At 54.0% G+C, this 18,240-nt stretch carries 17 protein-coding genes; 15 read left to right on the top strand and 2 right to left on the bottom strand.

Annotated elements, in window-relative coordinates:
• Positions 1–605 precede the first annotated feature (605 nt).
• From C1J05_RS10795 to C1J05_RS10785, 3 genes are all read left to right on the top strand, one after another.
• Positions 606–1,436: a class I SAM-dependent methyltransferase gene (locus C1J05_RS10795; RefSeq protein WP_114870259.1), complete on the top strand. Its 831-nt coding sequence runs from the start codon at positions 606–608 to the stop codon at positions 1,434–1,436.
• A gap of 145 nt (positions 1,437–1,581) precedes the next feature.
• Positions 1,582–2,172: a histidine phosphatase family protein gene (locus C1J05_RS10790; protein ID WP_162798003.1), complete on the top strand. Its 591-nt coding sequence runs from the start codon at positions 1,582–1,584 to the stop codon at positions 2,170–2,172.
• Positions 2,169–2,978: a GNAT family N-acetyltransferase gene (locus tag C1J05_RS10785; protein ID WP_114870257.1), complete on the top strand. Its 810-nt coding sequence runs from the start codon at positions 2,169–2,171 to the stop codon at positions 2,976–2,978. Before C1J05_RS10790 ends, C1J05_RS10785 begins: the two co-directional genes overlap by 4 nt.
• A gap of 143 nt (positions 2,979–3,121) precedes the next feature.
• On the opposite strand, the gene C1J05_RS10780 is transcribed toward C1J05_RS10785, so the two are convergent.
• Positions 3,122–3,646 (bottom strand): GFA family protein, encoded by a 525-nt coding sequence (locus tag C1J05_RS10780; protein WP_114870256.1) that lies wholly within the window; start codon positions 3,644–3,646, stop codon positions 3,122–3,124.
• A gap of 628 nt (positions 3,647–4,274) precedes the next feature.
• On the opposite strand from C1J05_RS10780, the gene C1J05_RS10775 reads away from it, so the two are divergent.
• From C1J05_RS10775 to terL, 6 genes are all read left to right on the top strand, one after another.
• Positions 4,275–4,952 carry a TetR/AcrR family transcriptional regulator gene (locus tag C1J05_RS10775; protein ID WP_114870255.1) on the top strand — a complete coding sequence of 226 codons (678 nt, stop codon included), beginning with the start codon at positions 4,275–4,277 and terminating at the stop codon, positions 4,950–4,952.
• 64 nt (positions 4,953–5,016) lie between these two features.
• Complete coding sequence (locus C1J05_RS10770; RefSeq protein WP_114870254.1) at positions 5,017–6,048, top strand: DUF1214 domain-containing protein; 1,032 nt, start codon at positions 5,017–5,019, stop codon at positions 6,046–6,048.
• Positions 6,049–6,132: 84 nt separating this feature from the next.
• Positions 6,133–7,182, top strand: a complete 1,050-nt coding sequence (locus C1J05_RS10765) for an alpha/beta hydrolase (protein ID WP_162798002.1) — start codon at positions 6,133–6,135, stop codon at positions 7,180–7,182.
• Positions 7,183–7,329: 147 nt separating this feature from the next.
• Entirely contained in the window at positions 7,330–7,527 is a 198-nt protein-coding gene (locus C1J05_RS21420; protein WP_162798001.1) for a hypothetical protein, read from the top strand.
• Positions 7,524–8,645, top strand: coding sequence for an alpha/beta hydrolase (locus tag C1J05_RS10760; protein WP_254684580.1), 1,122 nt, complete (start codon positions 7,524–7,526; stop codon positions 8,643–8,645). The genes C1J05_RS21420 and C1J05_RS10760 overlap by 4 nt, the downstream gene beginning before the upstream one ends.
• Before the next feature lie 205 nt (positions 8,646–8,850).
• The gene (gene terL, locus C1J05_RS10755; protein ID WP_114870252.1) at positions 8,851–10,221 is read left to right on the top strand and encodes a phage terminase large subunit; all 1,371 of its coding nucleotides are present in this window, start codon (positions 8,851–8,853) and stop codon (positions 10,219–10,221) included.
• Positions 10,222–10,880: 659 nt separating this feature from the next.
• Here the strand turns inward: terL and C1J05_RS10750 are convergent.
• Complete coding sequence (locus tag C1J05_RS10750) at positions 10,881–11,849, bottom strand: AraC family transcriptional regulator (RefSeq protein WP_114870251.1); 969 nt, start codon at positions 11,847–11,849, stop codon at positions 10,881–10,883.
• A gap of 158 nt (positions 11,850–12,007) precedes the next feature.
• Between C1J05_RS10750 and C1J05_RS10745 the strand changes: the two genes are divergently transcribed.
• The 6 genes from C1J05_RS10745 to C1J05_RS10715 all read left to right on the top strand — a co-directional run bounded on the left by C1J05_RS10745 (position 12,008) and on the right by C1J05_RS10715 (position 18,169).
• Positions 12,008–13,453, top strand: coding sequence for a metal-dependent hydrolase family protein (locus tag C1J05_RS10745; protein ID WP_114870250.1), 1,446 nt, complete (start codon positions 12,008–12,010; stop codon positions 13,451–13,453).
• Positions 13,454–13,551: 98 nt separating this feature from the next.
• Positions 13,552–14,097 carry a DUF3299 domain-containing protein gene (locus C1J05_RS10740; RefSeq protein WP_114870249.1) on the top strand — a complete coding sequence of 182 codons (546 nt, stop codon included), beginning with the start codon at positions 13,552–13,554 and terminating at the stop codon, positions 14,095–14,097.
• A gap of 418 nt (positions 14,098–14,515) precedes the next feature.
• Complete coding sequence (locus C1J05_RS10730) at positions 14,516–14,854, top strand: hypothetical protein (protein WP_114870247.1); 339 nt, start codon at positions 14,516–14,518, stop codon at positions 14,852–14,854.
• Between the two features lie 119 nt (positions 14,855–14,973).
• Positions 14,974–15,978: a YSC84-related protein gene (locus C1J05_RS10725; protein ID WP_162798000.1), complete on the top strand. Its 1,005-nt coding sequence runs from the start codon at positions 14,974–14,976 to the stop codon at positions 15,976–15,978.
• Positions 15,979–16,086: 108 nt separating this feature from the next.
• Positions 16,087–16,977, top strand: coding sequence for a hypothetical protein (locus C1J05_RS10720; protein WP_162797999.1), 891 nt, complete (start codon positions 16,087–16,089; stop codon positions 16,975–16,977).
• Between the two features lie 157 nt (positions 16,978–17,134).
• Entirely contained in the window at positions 17,135–18,169 is a 1,035-nt protein-coding gene (locus tag C1J05_RS10715) for a carbohydrate porin (protein WP_254684579.1), read from the top strand.
• Positions 18,170–18,240 lie beyond the last annotated feature (71 nt).

The raw sequence follows: 18,240 nt of genomic DNA, 5'->3' as shown, positions 1-18,240 counted from the left end.
AAATTTTTCTTTTCTATGTACCAAAAAACCATCGTTTGTCATGGGCCCCCAGACCGGAGCATTCTTTCTTCAGAGACCACCAAATCAAGAGACCATAAAGAGGAAATGACAATGCACTCCGGACAGAAAACCAAGCCATTTGCTGACTACGAAATGATGATGCTTCGGGAGGGGTGGAACCCCCGATGTGAACTACTTGAGTTGGAAATTACCCGGCTTGAAGCTGGCCATGAAATGCGCGGGAGTTTCACATGCGAGGTCTGCGTCCGCCTTGCGGCAATACTTCACAAGGCCGCTCGACGTCTTGAGGAATTTGCTGCGACCAGCGAGCCAGTTTGACCGAAAAACACTGCGGACAGAGCGACCGTTCTGTCCGCAACTCGGCCGCTCGCCATTTTTTGTCGAATGTCCGGTGCTGGTGAAAGCGGTCATTCAGAACCAGAACTTTGAATTTTCGGTCGTGAATGGCAGCTTAACGCGTCAAAGCTGCCGTTTGAGAAAAACGGCCGAATGACTGCCTTGAGCCCCAAGCTGCCTAAATGGACCCGCGTATCTGAGTCATCTAAGCTGTGTTAACATAGTAGCTGCAGCAGGGGGGTGGGCAGATGACAGACGCAAAGACCATTTCAGATCATTGGGGTAAAGGAGACGTATTCTCCCGAATTATAGACACGATGGAACTGGCGGGCGTAGACCCCAGTTCTGTCACGGTAGAACAGCTCGCACCTGTGGATCATTTCCATGCGAGAGGTTTTCCGGCAACCGTTGAACTCGCTGACGCTTTGCCGATCAAAGAAGGTGACAGTCTCGTCGATATAGGCTGTGGGCTCGGCGGTCCCGCCAGGTATCTAGCAAAACGTTTCAACTGCCACGTTGACGGCATCGACATTACGGCTCCGTTCGTAGACGCCGCCAACAAGCTAAGCGTACTCGTCGGGATGGAAGAGGCAGTGGAGTGCCAGCACGGCGATGGGCAGAAACTCCCTTATGATGGCGAAGCCTTCGATGGTGGGTATACGCAGCACGTCACAATGAACGTGCCGGATAGGGACGTGTTTTTCGACGAAGCCTTCCGGGTACTGAAGCCTGGTGCATTTTTTGCGCTTACAGAACACGGACTGGGCGAAGTCGGGGAGCCGCACCATCCCGTGCCGTGGTCAGAGGACGGAAGCGGCGCATACCTTATGCGACCTGCGGATACCGTTACCGCGCTGAAGAACGCAGGTTTTACAGACATCAAGGTCACTGACACAGGTGAAAAATATTTCGAAGGCTACAACCGCGCCATCGAACTTGCCGAAAAGGGTCAAGCGCCGGTATTTGGCGCTCATATTCTGTTGGGCAAATTGGCTCCGCAGATCGTGCGCAATGCCGCGCGGAACATCGAAGAGCGAAGAACTCACCCAATTCAGATAATCTGTTCCAAGCCCAGTTAGCATGGGTGCCGAACAGTGAGTTCCAGGTTCACATCGTCCGCTGAATAGACATTGGTGTATGCTGCAGCAAAGCTGCAGTTCGAAGCGTGCCTACCCACACAGCCTAATACGCAGTATGCTGAGTTATGAAGGGAGCCGGTTGCGAATGATATTTCTATTGCGTCACGGGGAAACCGAATTGAATGTGCAGGGCCGCTTGCAAGGTAGGAGTCAGGCCAATCTTACCGAAGCTGGACGGTCTTTTGCCCAAGACACCGCCCGCGTGATATCTTGTGAGGTTGGAGATGGCGATTGTGTGATTTTCTCAAGCCCTTTGACAAGAGCCTTGGAAACAACCGAAATCATCGCCGCGGCACTTGCCGGTCTGAGGAAGAGGGTGACGGATGACCGGATTGCTGAGCTCGATTTTGGGAAATGGGATGGGCTTACCGACGATGAAATCGATGCGGGATGGCCCGGTAACCGTGATGTAGGCGCGCCCGGCGAATGGTATTTCAATTCACCCGGAGGTGAAGGTTTTGATGTCTTTCGGTTGCGTCTTGCGCGTTTTCTGGATGACTTGACCAACGACCCACACGAACACAAGATCATTGTTTCGCATGGATTGGCAGGTCGGGTGCTGCGAGGAATTCACGCTGATTTATCCACACCAGACACAATGTCCCTGCCAGTGCCTTCGCAAGCCTTCTTTATTTTGCAGACACACGGCGGCATCAAGGAAGTGGCGGTAGAATGATTATCGAAACGGATCGGCTCATTCTGCAACCGGTGACCAAGCAGGACACCCACGGCATAGCGCAGGTGGTGTTTTCAGACCCAAATGTCGTCGGAATGCTGGCGCATGACATCAGAACGCCAGAAAGCGCCCTCGCTGAGGCCGAGCGCTGGACCTCGATCATGGGCAGTGACGGCGATGGCGGCATTTGGGATGATGGCGGCATGGGCCTTTTTTCGGTCGTGCCCAAATCCGATCAAGCTTTGGCGGGCGTCACAGGCTTCTACATGGAACGCAACGAACACCAATGCTGGAATGGCGAATATTTCTACGCCTTGGGAACGCAATGGCATGGGCGCGGGCTTATGAGCGAAGCTGCTGATGCACTGGGTGAGAGGCTTCGTTCCCTCGACGACCTAGGTGTCATCTATGCCGGCTACTGGGACATGATAAACGAAGCCTCCGGACGCCTTCTTCGTCGCACTGGATTGAAGCCAAAAGGGCGAAAGTCAGTGATCGAAGAATACGGCGGAGATCGGTGTCGGATGATTTTTGAGTTCGATCTTTGGCGGCTTTCCAAGGCTGCTCCAGGCGACGACCGAAACGCCATCCTGTCACAGGTTGCCCGTCGCGCGGGCGCTTTCGTAGCCGAAGACATCATCCCCAGGGATGACGCCCTAGCATCGCTGAAGGACAGCTATGGATCGCCGTCACTGACCCGCGATGCCATAACGATACTGGACGAGTCCATAAAACGGCCCGGCATGGCGTACCTAGAAATCCGCGGCACGGGCGAAACGGCAGCACCACAAAACCGCTTGAAGTGATTAAGTGATCGCCCCTCTTAACCGCCAAGCAACCTGAAACCAGACCACGGCCAAAACCGGACCCTCATGACTTCCGCAGCTAATGGCAGCCCAGAGCTGTCGTGAAGAATAACTGCGAAAAGATTGCTGAACGTTACTGGCAATCAGGGCTTCAAGTTCTTCAACCGCTCAACGCTTTCCGCTTTCACTTCGTCGGTCACAACTGTGTTTTCATCGAACACAACAGGCGTGGAAGCGACACCCTCCGATTGCCAGTAATGGGCGTCATATATCTCGAATCCGGCCGGTAGTACCGTTCCTTTGGGGGCCGTGCTGAGAAAGAAATGCAGGGCGTTTTCGGGGGTTCGTTCAAACCAGTCTTTTTCGTCGAAGGTGCCGGAGAAGACACCGACCGAAGCTGGAAACCGGTCGAATGTCATATGGGTTTTGGTCCCACATGTGCCGCAGAAATGAATATGGATCACCTTGCCGCTACCTTCGCTGACGTGGTCATACACTTGAGGTGCCCCACGCAGCAGGTGAAAATTCTTTCTGTCGAACATCGTTTCGACCAAATAGGCAGAACCGGTTGCCCTTTGGCAAAAATTGCAGTGACAGTTAAGGACGTCGTTTGGATGGCCCTCAACACCGAATTCAATTTCGCCACAAAGGCAGTGTCCGATTTCCATGCGTCCTCCATCTTATCCCTTTATTTATATCGTGGAACGGCGGGTTTGTCCGCAACTGAGACATTCGTTGTGATTGCAGCGAACGTCCGCTGCCGGTGAAAGCAGTCTTTCAAAAGCAAAAATTCGAATTTGCAGCCATGAAGGACTGCTTTGCGCTGCACAGCAGACAGTCACCAAATTTCGGTGAATGACTGCATCGAGCCCAAAGCACCCGAATTGAAATCGCGTCCTTCGCTAACGCAGCAAACCGTTCGTCCTAACCAGTCTGATAATCTCGCCGCACGGTAGCTAAGAAAGCGGGCGTTTGCCATCGGCATAGCGAGGTCAGGGAGGCATATGAACGAGTGGCGGACTTTTCCGCCTTATGCGTGTATCGAGAAGTTCGCCAGCAAGGATCAATTGGGTCAGTGGCCCAGGTGACGCATAGTTCCAGTTCGAACTGGCCCTTCCCTTGTTCGTAGCCGGCGATAGTTGCTCACCATATTGCAGCTCCAAAAGCTTGGGCACTTGGCTTTCGCTCACAAAGCCGCTTTTCAACACAAGCGGCCTCCTGGCAGATACGGAAGCTGTACTTGAAAAATGACAATGTGTCAGATAAAACAAACATTGTATCAGAAAATGAGTCGCAATGTCCGAAGCCAATCAAAAACCTGATCCGCCGATCGTGAGCCCGCAAGCGACGCTTCGCGCTAGCAAGTCAGATCGCACACGTGCCGCTATCTTGAATGCTGCGCTGGAGTTCGTCTGGATCCACCCGTTTCGTGATCTTACGGTCAACAAACTGATGGCTTCTACGGGTCTTAGCCGCTCGGCCTTCTACCAGTACTTCCAAGACCTGCATGACCTTATGGAAAGCTTGTTGGATATGCTAAAAGGCGAGGTTTACGCTGTTACGGACCCGTGGTTCGAAGGTGTAGGAGATCCGGTCGCGCGACTGAACGAATCCCTCGCCGGGCTGGTCGACGTCTGCTACCGGCTAGGTCCGATCTTGCGAGCGGCCAGTGACGCATCGACCACTGATGCGACATTCGAAGAAGCCTGGATTCAATTCATTGAACAGTTCGACGATGCAATTACAGCCCGCATCGAGGCCGACCAAGCACAAGGTCTGATACCTGAATTAGACGCCCGCTTCATGGCAATTACGCTGAACCGGCTAGATGTCTACACGCTTCTCAAGGCGTTTGGGCAGGGACCCAAGAGTAAGCCAGAAACGGTTCACGAAACCTTGGCGCGGGTCTGGATATCCACTCTTTACGGCAACGAGTGGCTCGAGAGCGGTTCCTCTAATCTGGTTCGAATATGAGACATCAGAGACCTCGCGCGCACGTATTTACGAACAACCAAACGAGCATTTGGAGGATGCGAACATGAAACAGAAAACGAAGTCGGTGATATTTTCCAGTGTATTTGCTCTGAGTGCCTGCGTAGCAGCATTCAGCTATGCGGCGGAGTCGGTTACGGTCGACAACTTTGTGAGGGCCGAGACCGACAGAACAATGGCGGCTTATGTGGAGCAGGGCGGGTTCGGCCAGTTCTTTCACATTCGTCAGCCGACGCCGATCGACAAGCAGGACGTGATCCGGATGCAGCGCGATACACTGTACTCAATTGGGGTGTTCGATTTGACAAACCCAATTACGATAACGCTTCCGGAAAGCGATGGAAGGTACTTGTCGGCTCTGATTATCAATCAGGACCATTCCATGCTGCCGATGGAGTATGCACCGGGCGCGTTTACGCTGAACCAAGATCTCATGGGAACCCGCTATGCAGTTGTCATTCTGAGAACGTTCGTCAACGCGAACGATCCCGCGGACGTTGCTGTCGGAGTTGACCTGCAAGATACGGTGACCATTGCACAGGACGATCCCGGCGCATTCGAGGTGCCGGATTGGGATCTTGAACAGGTTGAGACTTTGCGCAAAGCGATCAACGTACTGGCCGCGACGAAAGAGGATACATCCGGGTATTTCGGTGACAAGAATGAACTCAATCCGATCGATCACTTGCTCGGGACGGCTTTCGGCTGGGGCGGCAACCCGAAGGATGCGACGATCTATCTTAACGCGGTGCCGGAAACCAACGACGGTCAGATACCGCACCGCATGGAGATCTCCAACGAGATCCCAATCAAAGAAGGCGGATTTGTCTCGATCACGATGTACAACGCGGAAGGATACATGCAGGAAAACGACCTTGGGATGTATTCGGTCAATAACGTGACCGCCAAGCGCGACGAGGACGGATTGGTCACGATCCATGCTGGCGGCTGCGAGGATGGCCGGGTGAATTGCCTTCCGATCACCGAAGGCTGGAACTACATCGTGCGGATGTACAAGCCGGGACCGGAAATTATATCAGGTGAATACCAGTTCCCTGTGTTCGAATCCGTGAACTGAGCCAGTTCCAGAGCAATTCCGAGGTGACGTCCCAACCACTGTGGTTCGGACATGACCTCGGAACATTTAAGGAGTGTATTCGCCATGAAGCAACGCAATCGTCTACTCTTGCTCACTGTAAGTGTCGCCGCCGTCGCGCAAATCGCTACAGTATCCCTTGCTCAAGATGCTGAGCCCCCGTGGGCGCATGCGCCGGATACAATCTCGTCTGAATGGAGCGCAGCGCTTTCCGCACTCGGCCAAGGGCGGGACGCGGCGGTGCCTTCCCCGGATAATGTGCAAGCGTGGAAAGCACTGCAGGACACCGATATTACCGCAAAGATCAAAGCTGCAGCACCGTTCGTTGAGGCGTTCAACGGCACGCTTCGGGATATCACGCTTGGCGGCGTCCCGACGGTCGAAGTCACACCTGACAAACTGGCACGCAACGACAAGATCGCAGTTTACCTACATGGTGGTGCCTATGTCTTCAACTCCGCCAGAGGTGCGATCACCTCGGCGATCCTACTTGCCGATGAAACGGGTCTGACAGTAATGGCCGTCGACTACACTCTGGCGCCACATTCCAAGTGGCAAGAAACAACCGATCAGGTCCTATCCGTCTTCGCCGCTCTTGGTGAGAAAGACTTTGCGGCTTCGGATATCGTGCTCTACGGCGACTCGGCGGGCGGCGGCCTCTCGGCCGGCAGTGTGTTGAAGATGCGTGATCAGGGCATGGAAATGCCGGCAGCATTAATTCTCTGGTCGCCTTGGACCGATATCTCTGAGACTGGGGATAGCTACGTGACGCTCCGGGATGCCGAACCGTTCTTCACATATCAGGACGTCCTCGGTCCCTCGGCGCTGGCTTATGCACATGCGACGGACCACCGGCATCCCTACGTCTCCCCGGTCTACGGGGACTTTAAAATGGGCTTTCCGCCTACCCTCATCCAGGGCGGCACCAAAGAGATATTCCTCAGCAACTTTGTAAGGCTCTATCAAGCATTGGATCAGGCCGGGCAGACCGTGAAGCTCGACCTTTATGAGGGTATGCCGCATGTGTTCATGGCGGCTTTGCCGGAATCGCCCGAGTCAAGAGTTGCTGTGAGCAAAGCGGGCGATTGGGTGTCCGAGCACTTGCTCGATGATTGAATTGAGCCCTAAGAAGCCAACTGTATCCAGACCTTGTCGGGGGGGAAGGCTGGTTCATTGGGCTGCGTCTTTATGGGCCGTTGGACACTTGGTTTGACCAGTGGCGAACCGGCGAAAAAGAACTGATGTATTAGGAGCACAGGGATCATGAAGAAACTTTCGCGAACTCTACAGGCCGTTCTGGTATCAGGATTTCCAATCTGGACCGTCGCACTGGCTTTTGCAGAGGGTCCCAATGAGGGCTCTGGCGACTTGACTAGACATCCGTACTTTGCCGAATCCGTCGAGCCAAAAGGCAAGATGCAAATGAAACAATCGGCATTTCTGTTGGAAGGAAAACATTGACCAGGGTATCGAAATCCTTCCTTGCAAAATGGATATGCATATTGGTCGCGTCTTTCTCACTGGAAGCCTGCTCCGTGCCACCGGAACTGATTGGCGTTGATAATCCCAAAGTCCCCGTGGCGTCAGTTGAAACGGCGGTCAAACAAAAAGTATTCCTGATGACAACCCGGCAACCAACGGAAACCGTCGGTGCGTTTTTTTCTGATCGACGGGCTCCGGAACTGGGCCTAGCGTCTGTTCAGGTTTCTATTCCACCTACGCATGTTACAGGCGAATTGGAACGCCCCAAAAGGTTACCGCCAGACCCAAGATCTGAGTTTGCGGTCGTCGAGCCGACCATCTACGCGACTGACACAGCGTTCATCGCATCGATCAATCGTGAATTGCGCAAAATCCCAAGAGGGCAAAGGGACATTCTCTTCTTTGTGCACGGCTACAACAACACGACCAGTGATGCTGTTCTAAGGCTGGCCCAATTCGTCGAAGATAGTGGGTTTCAAGGTGTCCCCGTACTTTTTGATTGGGCGTCCGCTGCCAGCCTCACACGCTACGTTTATGATTTAAACAGCGCGTTGATTGCTCGGCCAAGGCTTCCCGAAATCAGCGCGATCCTGGCCCGCACCAATGCAGAAGGATACGACATATTTGCACATTCCATGGGCGCTTTCCTGACGATGGAAGCGATGAAAGACGCGGCACAGACAGGCCGATTCAATGCCGCAGGACGACTTCAGACTATCATATTGGCTTCGCCTGACATCGATATGGATCTATTCCGGGCGCAACTGGAGCAGATAGACACCAAATTCGACCGATTTTTCGTCTTGCTATCTGAAGACGACAGCGCCTTGAACATTTCCCGCCGAATTGCAGGCGGTGTTCCGCGCGTCGGCGCATCCAATATCGATGAGCTCGCAGCTCTAGGAGTTATCGCAATCGACTTGTCAAAAATAGACAATTCCAGTTCCGGTAGTCACTCGAAGTTCGCGGGCTCGCCAGAAGTCGTGCAGTTGATTGGCAATGGTCTAAACGACAACAGCCGATTTGACCGGAGTCAACGGGCCACTCAACTCAATGAGATTATTGGCGGAATTCCAGTTAGCATAGCTTTTCAATGATGCGCAATCGGCTCCTTCCATCTACATGCCGTTTGTGCTGCCACTGGAGACAAAATGGTCCATAACCTTTCCTTGATATTGATACGAGCCTCAGGCCACCTGGTCCGCAACTGAGACAACAGGCGCTGGCGCTGCGAAAGATTGGTTTGGGGGAATTGCGCTGCGATGCCGCAAAGCATCTGTATGCGGGGCTTGCGTCGACGCGATGAAATTCGCTGCATCAGCATTAGGCAGGTTTGCCAGCGTTGATCCCGACAGTGCCTATCAGCACAACTGGCATATCGATGCGATTGCACATCAATTGGAACGGATTGAACGGGGCGAGATCACGCGCCTGATCATCACCATGCCGCCGCGGTCATTGAAGTCGATTGCGGCCTCGGTGGCGTTCCCGGCCTGGCTTTTGGGCCGCAATCCGCGCAAGCGGGTTCTGGCAGTGTCTTATGCCGAGGGATTGTCCGAGAAACTGGCGATGGATTGTCTGAAGGTATTGGACGCGCCCTGGTACAAGGAGTGCTTTCCGGCCACGCGGATCGAACGGGGGCGTGCCGCGCGCAATGATTTTGAAACTTCAAAGGGTGGTGGACGTTTCTCGACCTCAGTGGGCGGCTCGGTTACGGGGCGCGGGGGTGACATCATCCTGATCGATGATCCGCACAAGCCTGAAGACATGACTTCCGAGGTCAAGCGCAACGCGGTGCTGGACTGGTATCGTTCAACTTTGCTCAGCCGTCTCAATGATCCCGGCAATGATCCAATCGTGCTGATCCAGCAGCGTGTGCACGAAGCGGATCTGGCCGGGGTCCTGTTGGAGCAAGGCGGGTGGGAACATCTCGACTTGCAGGCCATTGCAGAAGAACCCGTCGAGATTGCGCTCAATCGGGGGCGGATCGTTCGGCGCAATGAAGGCGACCTTCTGCATGCGGCGCGCCTTCCGCGGGACCTTTTGGACCGGCGTCGAGACGAACTGGGTTCTTATGTCTTTGCGGCGCAATACCAGCAACGGCCTGCGCCGCTCAGCGGCGGGCTTGTGAAATGGGATTGGTTCCAAAGCTATGACAAGGCGCCAGACAGGTTGCCGGGGGACCAGATCGTGCAAAGCTGGGACACGGCCAGCAAGGCTGAAGAGGCCAATGATTACTCGGTTTGCACCACCTGGTTGGTGCGGGACAGCTACGCCTGGCTGATCGATTTGCACAGAGCCAAACTGGAGTTCCCGGAATTGCGCCGTCGGGTTGAAGTCGAGGCAAACAGAGTAAAGGTCAGCCTGATCCTGATTGAAGAAGCCGGGTCAGGCATTCAGATGATCCAGGACTTGAAACAAAACACCCGCCTGAATGTGAATGGTATTATCCCGAAAAACGACAAGCCCACGCGCCTGCAATCGGTCTCGCCAATGATCGAAGGGGGGCGCATATCAATTCCCAAAGACGCTCCCTGGCTTGCCGTGTTCCGCCATGAGCTTATGTTGTTTCCAAACGGTAAATATGACGACCAGGTCGACAGTCTCTCACAGTTCCTAATCTGGATGGGCAGGCCGAAGCCCAGCTCCGGTATGGTCAGGTTCCCGCTGTGAGGTTCAAAAAAGATGCAACGTTTGGTTAGCACATGAAGGGTTTAGCTACTTCATAGAAGTCAAACCTACCGCTTCAGACTCCACTGATTGCACTCTCGGGTGATCAGAGGTGCCTCTTGCCCGCGAACTTGTCGGAAGACGGGGGAGGTCCAACCAAGCAGGTAAGATTTATCGACGAATTATCTATGCATAAACTCCTGTGCTCTGAGTGAGGGACTGACCGCTTATTCCAACACTGGACGTTCGCCGCGCTCCGCATCTATGACCGCCTTGCGGACTTTTCTGCCGGATGCCAACGCAGTAAAATCGACCTTCGCACGACGGCCTAATTTCTGAACCTGTTGTTGCGAAGCAGCACGATTTCCCAAAAGCGGCCGTTGAAAACAGTCAAAATAACCGAAATCTGCACCAGACGTTCACTGTGCCAGCGCTGGATGTCTCACATGCGGACAAAGTTTCTGAAAGATCGTTTAGCCCCGGATATTGCCGCCGGCTGGGTTTTACTCTTCGAACATCAATGCGGTTGCTGCAGCGCTGCCTATAGAAGCGGCCTTTCGCTGCGGATGCTGAATTATGAAAATGCCGGAGATAAACAGGCCGGAATTTGCTGCTCGATACCGGCGGTTCAGAACCTTAAAATCCCTACGCCTATCGCTGCATTAGAGATCCAGGCAGGACTTTCGGAACTTGGACGGCGTCATGCCAGTAGCACGCGAGAACGCGCGAGCGAAATGTGCCTGGTTCGAATATCCAAGGCTTTTTGAGATCTCGTAAACGGACAAATTGGACGTCCCCAGCAAGTCTGTGGAAGTACGAATGCGTTCACGGGAGAGGATGTTTGAAAAGGTTTCTCCCTCTTTTTGAAGATCGCGCTGCAATTGCCTTTCGCTCACTCCGAAAATGCGAGCGGCTAAAGTAAGCGATAGACGAGGATCGAAAAGATAGGTCTGGATCAGCGCTGCTACGGCATGCGTGGTTTGCGGCGAATCCGAGTAGACAAGGGTATTGGAAACGGTAACAGAGCCAAAAGCGATTTCGTTGCGCTTGATCAGAATTTCAGTTTCCGGCCGGCCAAAACGGATCTTGCAGTCTGGCGAGTTGGCCAGCATTTCGAGGTCGGGATGATGGTCGGATTGCAGGTTCAGGGTTTTGGGTGACCACGACTCCCCCAGAGCGCTTTTAATGGTCTGTAGCATGAGTTGTAGCACGTACAACTCTACCTGGCGCACTTGCTCTCGGTTCCCCACGATTGATTTACGGCCGAACAGCAAACCGTTCCAAGCTGGACGAACAAAAAAATCAGCCCTGCTGTATTCCAGTTTTGCCAGTTCGCAGAACGTGACCATTCGCTCATACAGGGTTTTCTGATTGAAAAGACTCTCCAGCGCGCCATGATCCTGCACGCTTGAAACGGATCCCGCGTCAAATCCAATATCAAATTTTCCGGTTGCCGTTGCCGCTTCGCCGGCCAGCGTCCAGAGTTGGTGTTCCGAAATCAGGTGTTCAGGATTTTCGAGTAACCGCTCGTCTATGTTAACCTTGCGCAACAGGTTCAGTGGGTCGTATCCAACCGCTTCACACGCACGTGCAAAATTTATCGCGTATCTGAGCTTTACAACGGCGGTCAAAAGTAAGCTCCGGCCCTGATTGGTCCCTTATCTGTCAAAGCTTAACACAGTTTACCATTTTGCGACAGCGAATTAACCATTTCAACCTGGCGACAAAGGTTGGCGTTGGTTTTGTGGTACAGGTTGGTTAACTGAAACAAGAAGAACAGGAGTATCACATGAAAAACAGCAGTTTTATGGCTGGCGTCGTTGCCAGCTTCGTTCTGGCGTTCGCGCCCCAAGTTGGCGTGGCACAAGATGATGAGGCGCCGCCACCCATCCTGTTCACCAATGTTAATGTGTTCGACGGGTTTAATCCCGATCTGATCATGAACGCCAATGTTCTGGTCGAGGGCAATGTGATCACGCAAGTGTCAACTGATCCGATTGAGATTGACGGTGCGTTTGAAGTCGACGGTACTGGTAAAACAATGACACCCGGCTTGATCGACATGCACCAGCACGTGATGCTGAATGCACCAGAGGGCACTGCCGCCTATCAAACGCGGTGGGACGAGGCATCGGGCGGCGCGATCGCACAGCATCACCTGGTCAACAACATCCTGATGAAGGGCATTACGTCGGTTAGAGATATTGCCGGTGATCCTCTGGACATTGCAAAAGCCATCGACATGGGCCTGTTACCTGGTCCGCGTATTACCTCCTCTGGTGGCGCGATTTCCCAAACCGGCGGTCATGGTGACTTTGCCGGGCGAAACATCCCGCCTTCGGATCTTGCCGACCACGCTGACGTCGCGCAGGCCAGTCAGAACACCTGGGTCGTCGATGGCCCGGATGAGGTCACGAAAGCCGTGCGCCTGAACCTGCGGCGCGGCGCGGGGTTCATCAAGGTCATGGGAGGCGGCGGAGTCGCCAGCGAGTTCGATCCGCTCGATATCCTGGGTCTGTCCGAAGAAGAGGTCGCCAAGGCTGTCGAGATCGCGGCCGACAACGGCACTTACGTTGCGGTCCACGCCTATCACGACGAAAGCTATGATCGGCACCTGCGCCTTGGCACGCGCTCCTTCGAGCATGGTTTCCTCATCTCCGAAGATATGGTCAAACGTATGGTGGCCAAATACGAAGAGACCGAGGACATCGTCTGGAGCTTCCAGTGCTACATGAGCGTCAAATCGTTCGGCAGCTACGAATCCATGCCCGCATTCTTCACCCACGAACAGAAACTCAAGGGCGTCAGGGTCGGTGAAGGCGTTCGTGCGATGTCCAAGTGGATGAACGAATACGGGATGTTTATCGTTGGCGGCTCAGACATGTTCAGCCCGGGTCTTGTCGAAAAGATCAAGGAAGACATCACCTGCAATGTCGAAGCTGGCTTCACGCCTGCGCAGGCACTTAAGCACTGGACCGGAAATGCCGGTATCGTGATGGGGTGGTCTGGTCCGAAGAATCCTTATCCGACTTACCACCTTGGCCGGATCGCGCCCGATAGCTATGCGGACATCCTGCTGTGGGACGGTAACCCGCTGGAGGACATCAACCTGATCCTAGACGAAAGCAAGCTGCAGTTGGTGATGAAGGACGGGCGGGCCTACAAGAACACGTTGGTCGATAGTGACAGCATCATGTACCGGCCTGCGGTTTCAGAACCAAAGGTCTACCCCTGATCGCATAATCTGGGAAACGTCGATTCGACCTGATAGTGCGGGGCGGTTTTTTACCTCGGCCGGCCCGCAAAAAAACCTCTGGATAGGGCAAAACAACAATGACTGTGCTTTCATATTTTGGCTGTGCGGCGGCTTTCACTCTGGTCATGGCGGCGGCTGTGCATGCAGGTGAAAGCAAGCCGATCGCTTGGGCCGATCTTGTAGACGAAACTACGCAGACATATGAGGACCCTTTTCGGGATTTGAACTATCAACAGATAGATGCCTTGCAGACAATTGTCCGAAACAGGGAATTGCTCAATGACCCCACACTCAGCGAAGCGCAGATGGCCGACAGTGCCGCAAAAATCAATGCGGCGCTTGAAGAACTGGCCGAAGACGGGATCGATGCGGACTGGCTGATCGAACAGCGTTGGGTCGTGGCCGACCGGCGCGAGAAGGCAGCAACAGCGGGCAATCCAGCACTGGATGGGCAAATTGTAACGCTAGCCGGGTTTGCCGTTCCGGCACCACCGAATGAGGATGGAACGACAGTTGTCTATCTCGTTCCTGAGCGGGGCATGTGCAGTCACACGCCACCGCCTAATGCAAATCAGATGATCCGCGCGCGTCAAAGGCGACTGGAGCCCCAGCGCCATGCATGAACCTGTGCGGTTGACGGGTAAACTGTCGATTGAGGAAACAAATCACAGTTTTCGTATCGTAGACGGTGAGGTGCCAATGCGCGCTAGCTATATCTTGGACGCAACAGAAGTTGAAACGGCCCCCAGTTTTGGCTCGCCGCCTCAGGCCACAAATGAATGGGCAGCATCCATTGCGGAGCGCCTGCGTGCATCGGGGCAACTGCAAGACAACGGGACAACCAATGAAGAGTCGCCGTAGTTTCCTGGCGGCCACAATGGCTGCCAGCGTCTTCAGTCCCGCTCGCGGTTACACAGTCACGCTGGATGGAGAGACGCCGCTGTCTCGCTTCGCCTTCGGCTCTTGCGTAAGGCAATGACAACCGCAGCCCGAAAGACGCAGCATGATAAATCGAACCTTCCTCAACTCTAGGAGTAGAAAATGAACCTCAGAGCACCCGCCTTAACTATTTTTGCAAGTTTGCTTTTAACAATGACGGCTGCCGCCGATGTGTCAGACGCGTCAAAACTCGGCGCAAACGCAGGCGCGATGGAATATTGCCGCGACAACTTTATGACCGATGATGACAATGGTCGGTATGCTTTGTTGATCGCAGCCACAACCAAAGACTTCGGCAACGTTGCTGAAGGTGAAGATAAGGCCAAAGCCCTGCTCATGAAGAAAGCAGCGGAAGATGGCGAATACCTCGGCGACCCGTTGGATGCAGGGCGTTGTGACAGCGTCCGTAAAATTTTGCTGACACAATACGCCATCAATTGATCTGAGTAGCGAGTAATGTGGCTGGCCCATGGTGCTAACCTCGGCCTGCGCCAGCCACGCGATTTTTAGCCAAAACCAACCACCATCAGGTGCTGAACAAATCTGGGAACGGACATATCATGAATAAAACAAGATCTTTGGGCCTTTGCGGGCTCGCAACACTCCTGATTGGCGCGTCGAGCGTTGCTTTTGCTGAAACAGACGTTCCTGTGGATAAAGTCGAAGGCTGGGATATTTACCAAGGGTCCGAAAATCTGGGCTGCGTGATGGAACGCACCATGGATGACGGGTATCTCGTGCGTCTGGGCAAGGAAAAAGCAGGCGCGCCCTTCGGCTACATCGGCGTCTACACCCAAAACCCTGACGTGAACATTTACGGTGGCGTTACAGGTGACGTTGTTCTCGACATCGACGGACAACGCTTTACTGGTACCGCCGTTGGAGATCTTGATTTCCGCGAAGGGTATCGTGGCGGCTATCTGAAGGCGAACAATCCTCAGTTTGGAGAAGCGTTGGCGCGAAAGTATGTGTTGACGCTAAATCCTGACGATAACCCGATAAAGATCAGCCTTGACGGAACGCTGAAAGCCATGGCGGCAACAGAGCTTTGCGATAGCTATGGCGTCGCAGTGGAGGACATGGGGGACGCTGCAACACTGAGCGCGCTTGAAGCTAACGCATTAGCAAGCTGGAATTCCCTGCTGGAAGGGAACAGGCGCGCCGCGCGCTACGCAGATGAGGCCGTCGCCGTGATGGTGTTTCCTGAAATAAAGAAAGCCGGACTGGTTGTTGGTGGAGAAGCCGGGAATGGCGTGTTGTTTAAAGACGGTCAGGTTCTGGGACACTACCGCACTTCGTCGCTTTCGGTCGGCGCACAAGCAGGTGCGCAGTCTTACGGATACGCGGTAATGTTTCTTGACGAACAAGCCTATGAGCGGTTTTTCTCCAGAAAGCGCCTCGAACTTGGTGTCGATGCTTCGGTAGCAGTGTTCCGCGCAGGAATCACAGCTGAAGTTGATACAACCAAAACCAAAGTCGATACGGTTGCATTCGTGTATGACGAAGAAGGCTTGATGGCGAATTGGACGCTTGAGGCCTCGCGAATCAGAGAACTGGAACAGTAGTACCTTGGACCAAGCGTGTACGCCGTCTCATTGAGGGACGGCGTACCGCTATACGTAGAAACGGTGCGCCCTTTTATGGCATGAGCGCGTTTGCAAGAGGAACATTGAGTGAATCATATGTGTTTCAAATCACTAGCCGCCTTTATCGTGGTGACCCTGTTGTCTCTCCCTGTCTATGCCCAAGTCGGCCCCAATATCGACGAATTGGCCAAAGAACTTGCGAACCCCGGCGCGGCGAATGCGACTTTGAATTTCAAACTGGAGTATCGCAGTTTCGACGGCGACCTGCCCGGTGCAGACGATCAAGATAGTCTGACAGCCATATTTCAACCTGCGCTTCCATTCGTATTGGAGAACGGAAATAACCTGATCTTCCGCCCTGCTTTTTCTTATGTCTTCGATCAGCCCATTGCTTCGGCGTCAGGTTTTTCGGACGTTAGTCAGTTCGGCGACATATCCTATGACTTGCTGTATTCCTGGAGCAGCAGTGGCTGGACGTTCGGCGCGGGTGTCGTTGGTGCGATACCGACAGGCAGCGGCATTTCGTCTGACAACTGGCTGCTGGGCCCAAGCTTTCTGGCTGTCAAGCCCACTGACTGGGGTATCTGGGGGTTCTTCCCGTTCCACAATGAAAAGGTTGGCGGCAGCGGTGATGATACGTCGATCACATCATTGCAGTACTTCCTGTTTTTCAGTCTGAATGACGGCTGGCAAATCGGGACCGGACCCACGATCACCTATGACTGGAACGCGGACAGCGAAAATGACTGGACCGTACCATTCGGTGTACAAGTCTCGAAGACAACGGCGATCGGGAACCAGATTGTCAAACTGAATGCGGGCATCGAAAAGAATGTAGTCGCGCCTGATGATTTTGCATCGGACTGGAAGTTCACCCTGCAATTCAGCCCGGTCATCGGCAATCCGTTCCAGCCAAACCCGCCGTCTCCACCGGTCGACGCGGCAACGCGCGCCGCTGTCCTTGCACCCATCCGTTAGGTCTCACATGGTTAGAAAAATACTCTCTCTAGCGTCAGTTCTGGTCTGCCTGTCAAGCGCAGCCATCGCACAAGGGTTGGGCGGGCCATCTTCTGTACAGGCCGATTTGCAGCCCGGCGATGGGCTCACTGACCCACAGTTCCGGTCAGATTTTCCAGTGAACATTGCACCCGGCTACTTCCGATGGAAAGAAGGATTGGCTGAGAATGGCTTCAGCTTCAATTTTGACTACCTGTCACTGGGGCAGTGGTCGGACTCCGATCTGGGAGAGGGTAACGCATCAGGTGGCATCTTCAGGTTCTACGGGAACTGGAAGGCAACAGAGAATGGCTCCCTGACGTTCAAATTGGAAGACCGCCATGCCTACGGCGACGTTGCGCCACAAAACTTTGGGTTTGACGGCGGCGCGCTGTCCATCACCGGCACAGCCTTTAACGACAATGGCACGCTGCTGACAAACCTGTTCTGGACGCAACGGGCAGACGATGGCGCGTGGACCTTCCAGATCGGCCAAATCGATGTGACGGACTTCCTAGATGTTTACGGGCTTGTCAGCCCATATACCGCCTTCCAAAATCTGGCGTTCAATACGAACCCTACGATCAACGCCCCCAACCCCGGGCTCGCGATCGCGGGCGGCGCAAAACTTGGCTCGAATTTCTATGTGACTGGCGCTGTCGCTGACGCGAATGCGGACCCGTCAAGCCCCGATCTTGATGTCTTCTCCGATGGTGAGCTCTTCAAAAGTGTAGAAATCGGCTACACGAGCGGCTTTGATCGCATCTACTTTGACAATATCCATTTCACGTTCTGGCATGCCGATGAAGCGGATGACGGAAGCCGCCGCGAAGACTACGGCGCGACGTTCTCCGCCGCGTGGTTTCTTAAGAACAAGTGGATGCCCTTCTTTCGCGCGGGTACGTCCAAAGGACGGGCAGCCCTGTATGAGAAGTCCGTCTCAGCGGGTCTTGGTTACTTTGCACGCAACACGGACTTGGCGGGCATCGGTCTCAACTGGGCCGAAGCAGACGGTATCTCAGGCGACCAGAAAACTATTGAAGCGTTTTACCGCTTCTCTATTTCGCCCAACCTGCAGATCACGCCTTCGGTCCAGTTTATCAAGGACCCGCTGCTGACTTCGGATGAATCAAGCATAACGCTTTTTGGGTTGCGAGCGCGGATTGTCTTTTAGCTCTAGACTGCCCTCGTTTGAGGCACTCAATGATGCACACATGACAGGATCAGTCGCGTGACCTTAAAATG

The sequence above is a fragment of the Sulfitobacter sp. JL08 genome (genome assembly GCF_003352045.1).
Taxonomy (GTDB): Bacteria; Pseudomonadota; Alphaproteobacteria; order Rhodobacterales; family Rhodobacteraceae; genus JL08.
Note: the sequence above shows the minus strand (reverse complement) of the source record. Positions and strands in the feature narration are given on the sequence as shown.

Excerpts from the sequence above, each read along its gene's own strand:
- C1J05_RS10795 (WP_114870259.1), top strand. The coding sequence starts at position 606 with ATGACAGACGCAAAGACCATTTCAGATCATTGGGGTAAAGGAGACGTA.
- C1J05_RS10790 (WP_162798003.1), top strand. The coding sequence starts at position 1,582 with ATGATATTTCTATTGCGTCACGGGGAAACCGAATTGAATGTGCAGGGC.
- C1J05_RS10785 (WP_114870257.1), top strand. The coding sequence starts at position 2,169 with ATGATTATCGAAACGGATCGGCTCATTCTGCAACCGGTGACCAAGCAG.
- C1J05_RS10780 (WP_114870256.1), bottom strand. The coding sequence starts at position 3,646 with ATGGAAATCGGACACTGCCTTTGTGGCGAAATTGAATTCGGTGTTGAG.
- C1J05_RS10775 (WP_114870255.1), top strand. The coding sequence starts at position 4,275 with ATGTCCGAAGCCAATCAAAAACCTGATCCGCCGATCGTGAGCCCGCAA.
- C1J05_RS10770 (WP_114870254.1), top strand. The coding sequence starts at position 5,017 with ATGAAACAGAAAACGAAGTCGGTGATATTTTCCAGTGTATTTGCTCTG.
- C1J05_RS10765 (WP_162798002.1), top strand. The coding sequence starts at position 6,133 with ATGAAGCAACGCAATCGTCTACTCTTGCTCACTGTAAGTGTCGCCGCC.
- C1J05_RS21420 (WP_162798001.1), top strand. The coding sequence starts at position 7,330 with ATGAAGAAACTTTCGCGAACTCTACAGGCCGTTCTGGTATCAGGATTT.
- terL (WP_114870252.1), top strand. The coding sequence starts at position 8,851 with ATGAAATTCGCTGCATCAGCATTAGGCAGGTTTGCCAGCGTTGATCCC.
- C1J05_RS10745 (WP_114870250.1), top strand. The coding sequence starts at position 12,008 with ATGAAAAACAGCAGTTTTATGGCTGGCGTCGTTGCCAGCTTCGTTCTG.
- C1J05_RS10740 (WP_114870249.1), top strand. The coding sequence starts at position 13,552 with ATGACTGTGCTTTCATATTTTGGCTGTGCGGCGGCTTTCACTCTGGTC.
- C1J05_RS10730 (WP_114870247.1), top strand. The coding sequence starts at position 14,516 with ATGAACCTCAGAGCACCCGCCTTAACTATTTTTGCAAGTTTGCTTTTA.
- C1J05_RS10725 (WP_162798000.1), top strand. The coding sequence starts at position 14,974 with ATGAATAAAACAAGATCTTTGGGCCTTTGCGGGCTCGCAACACTCCTG.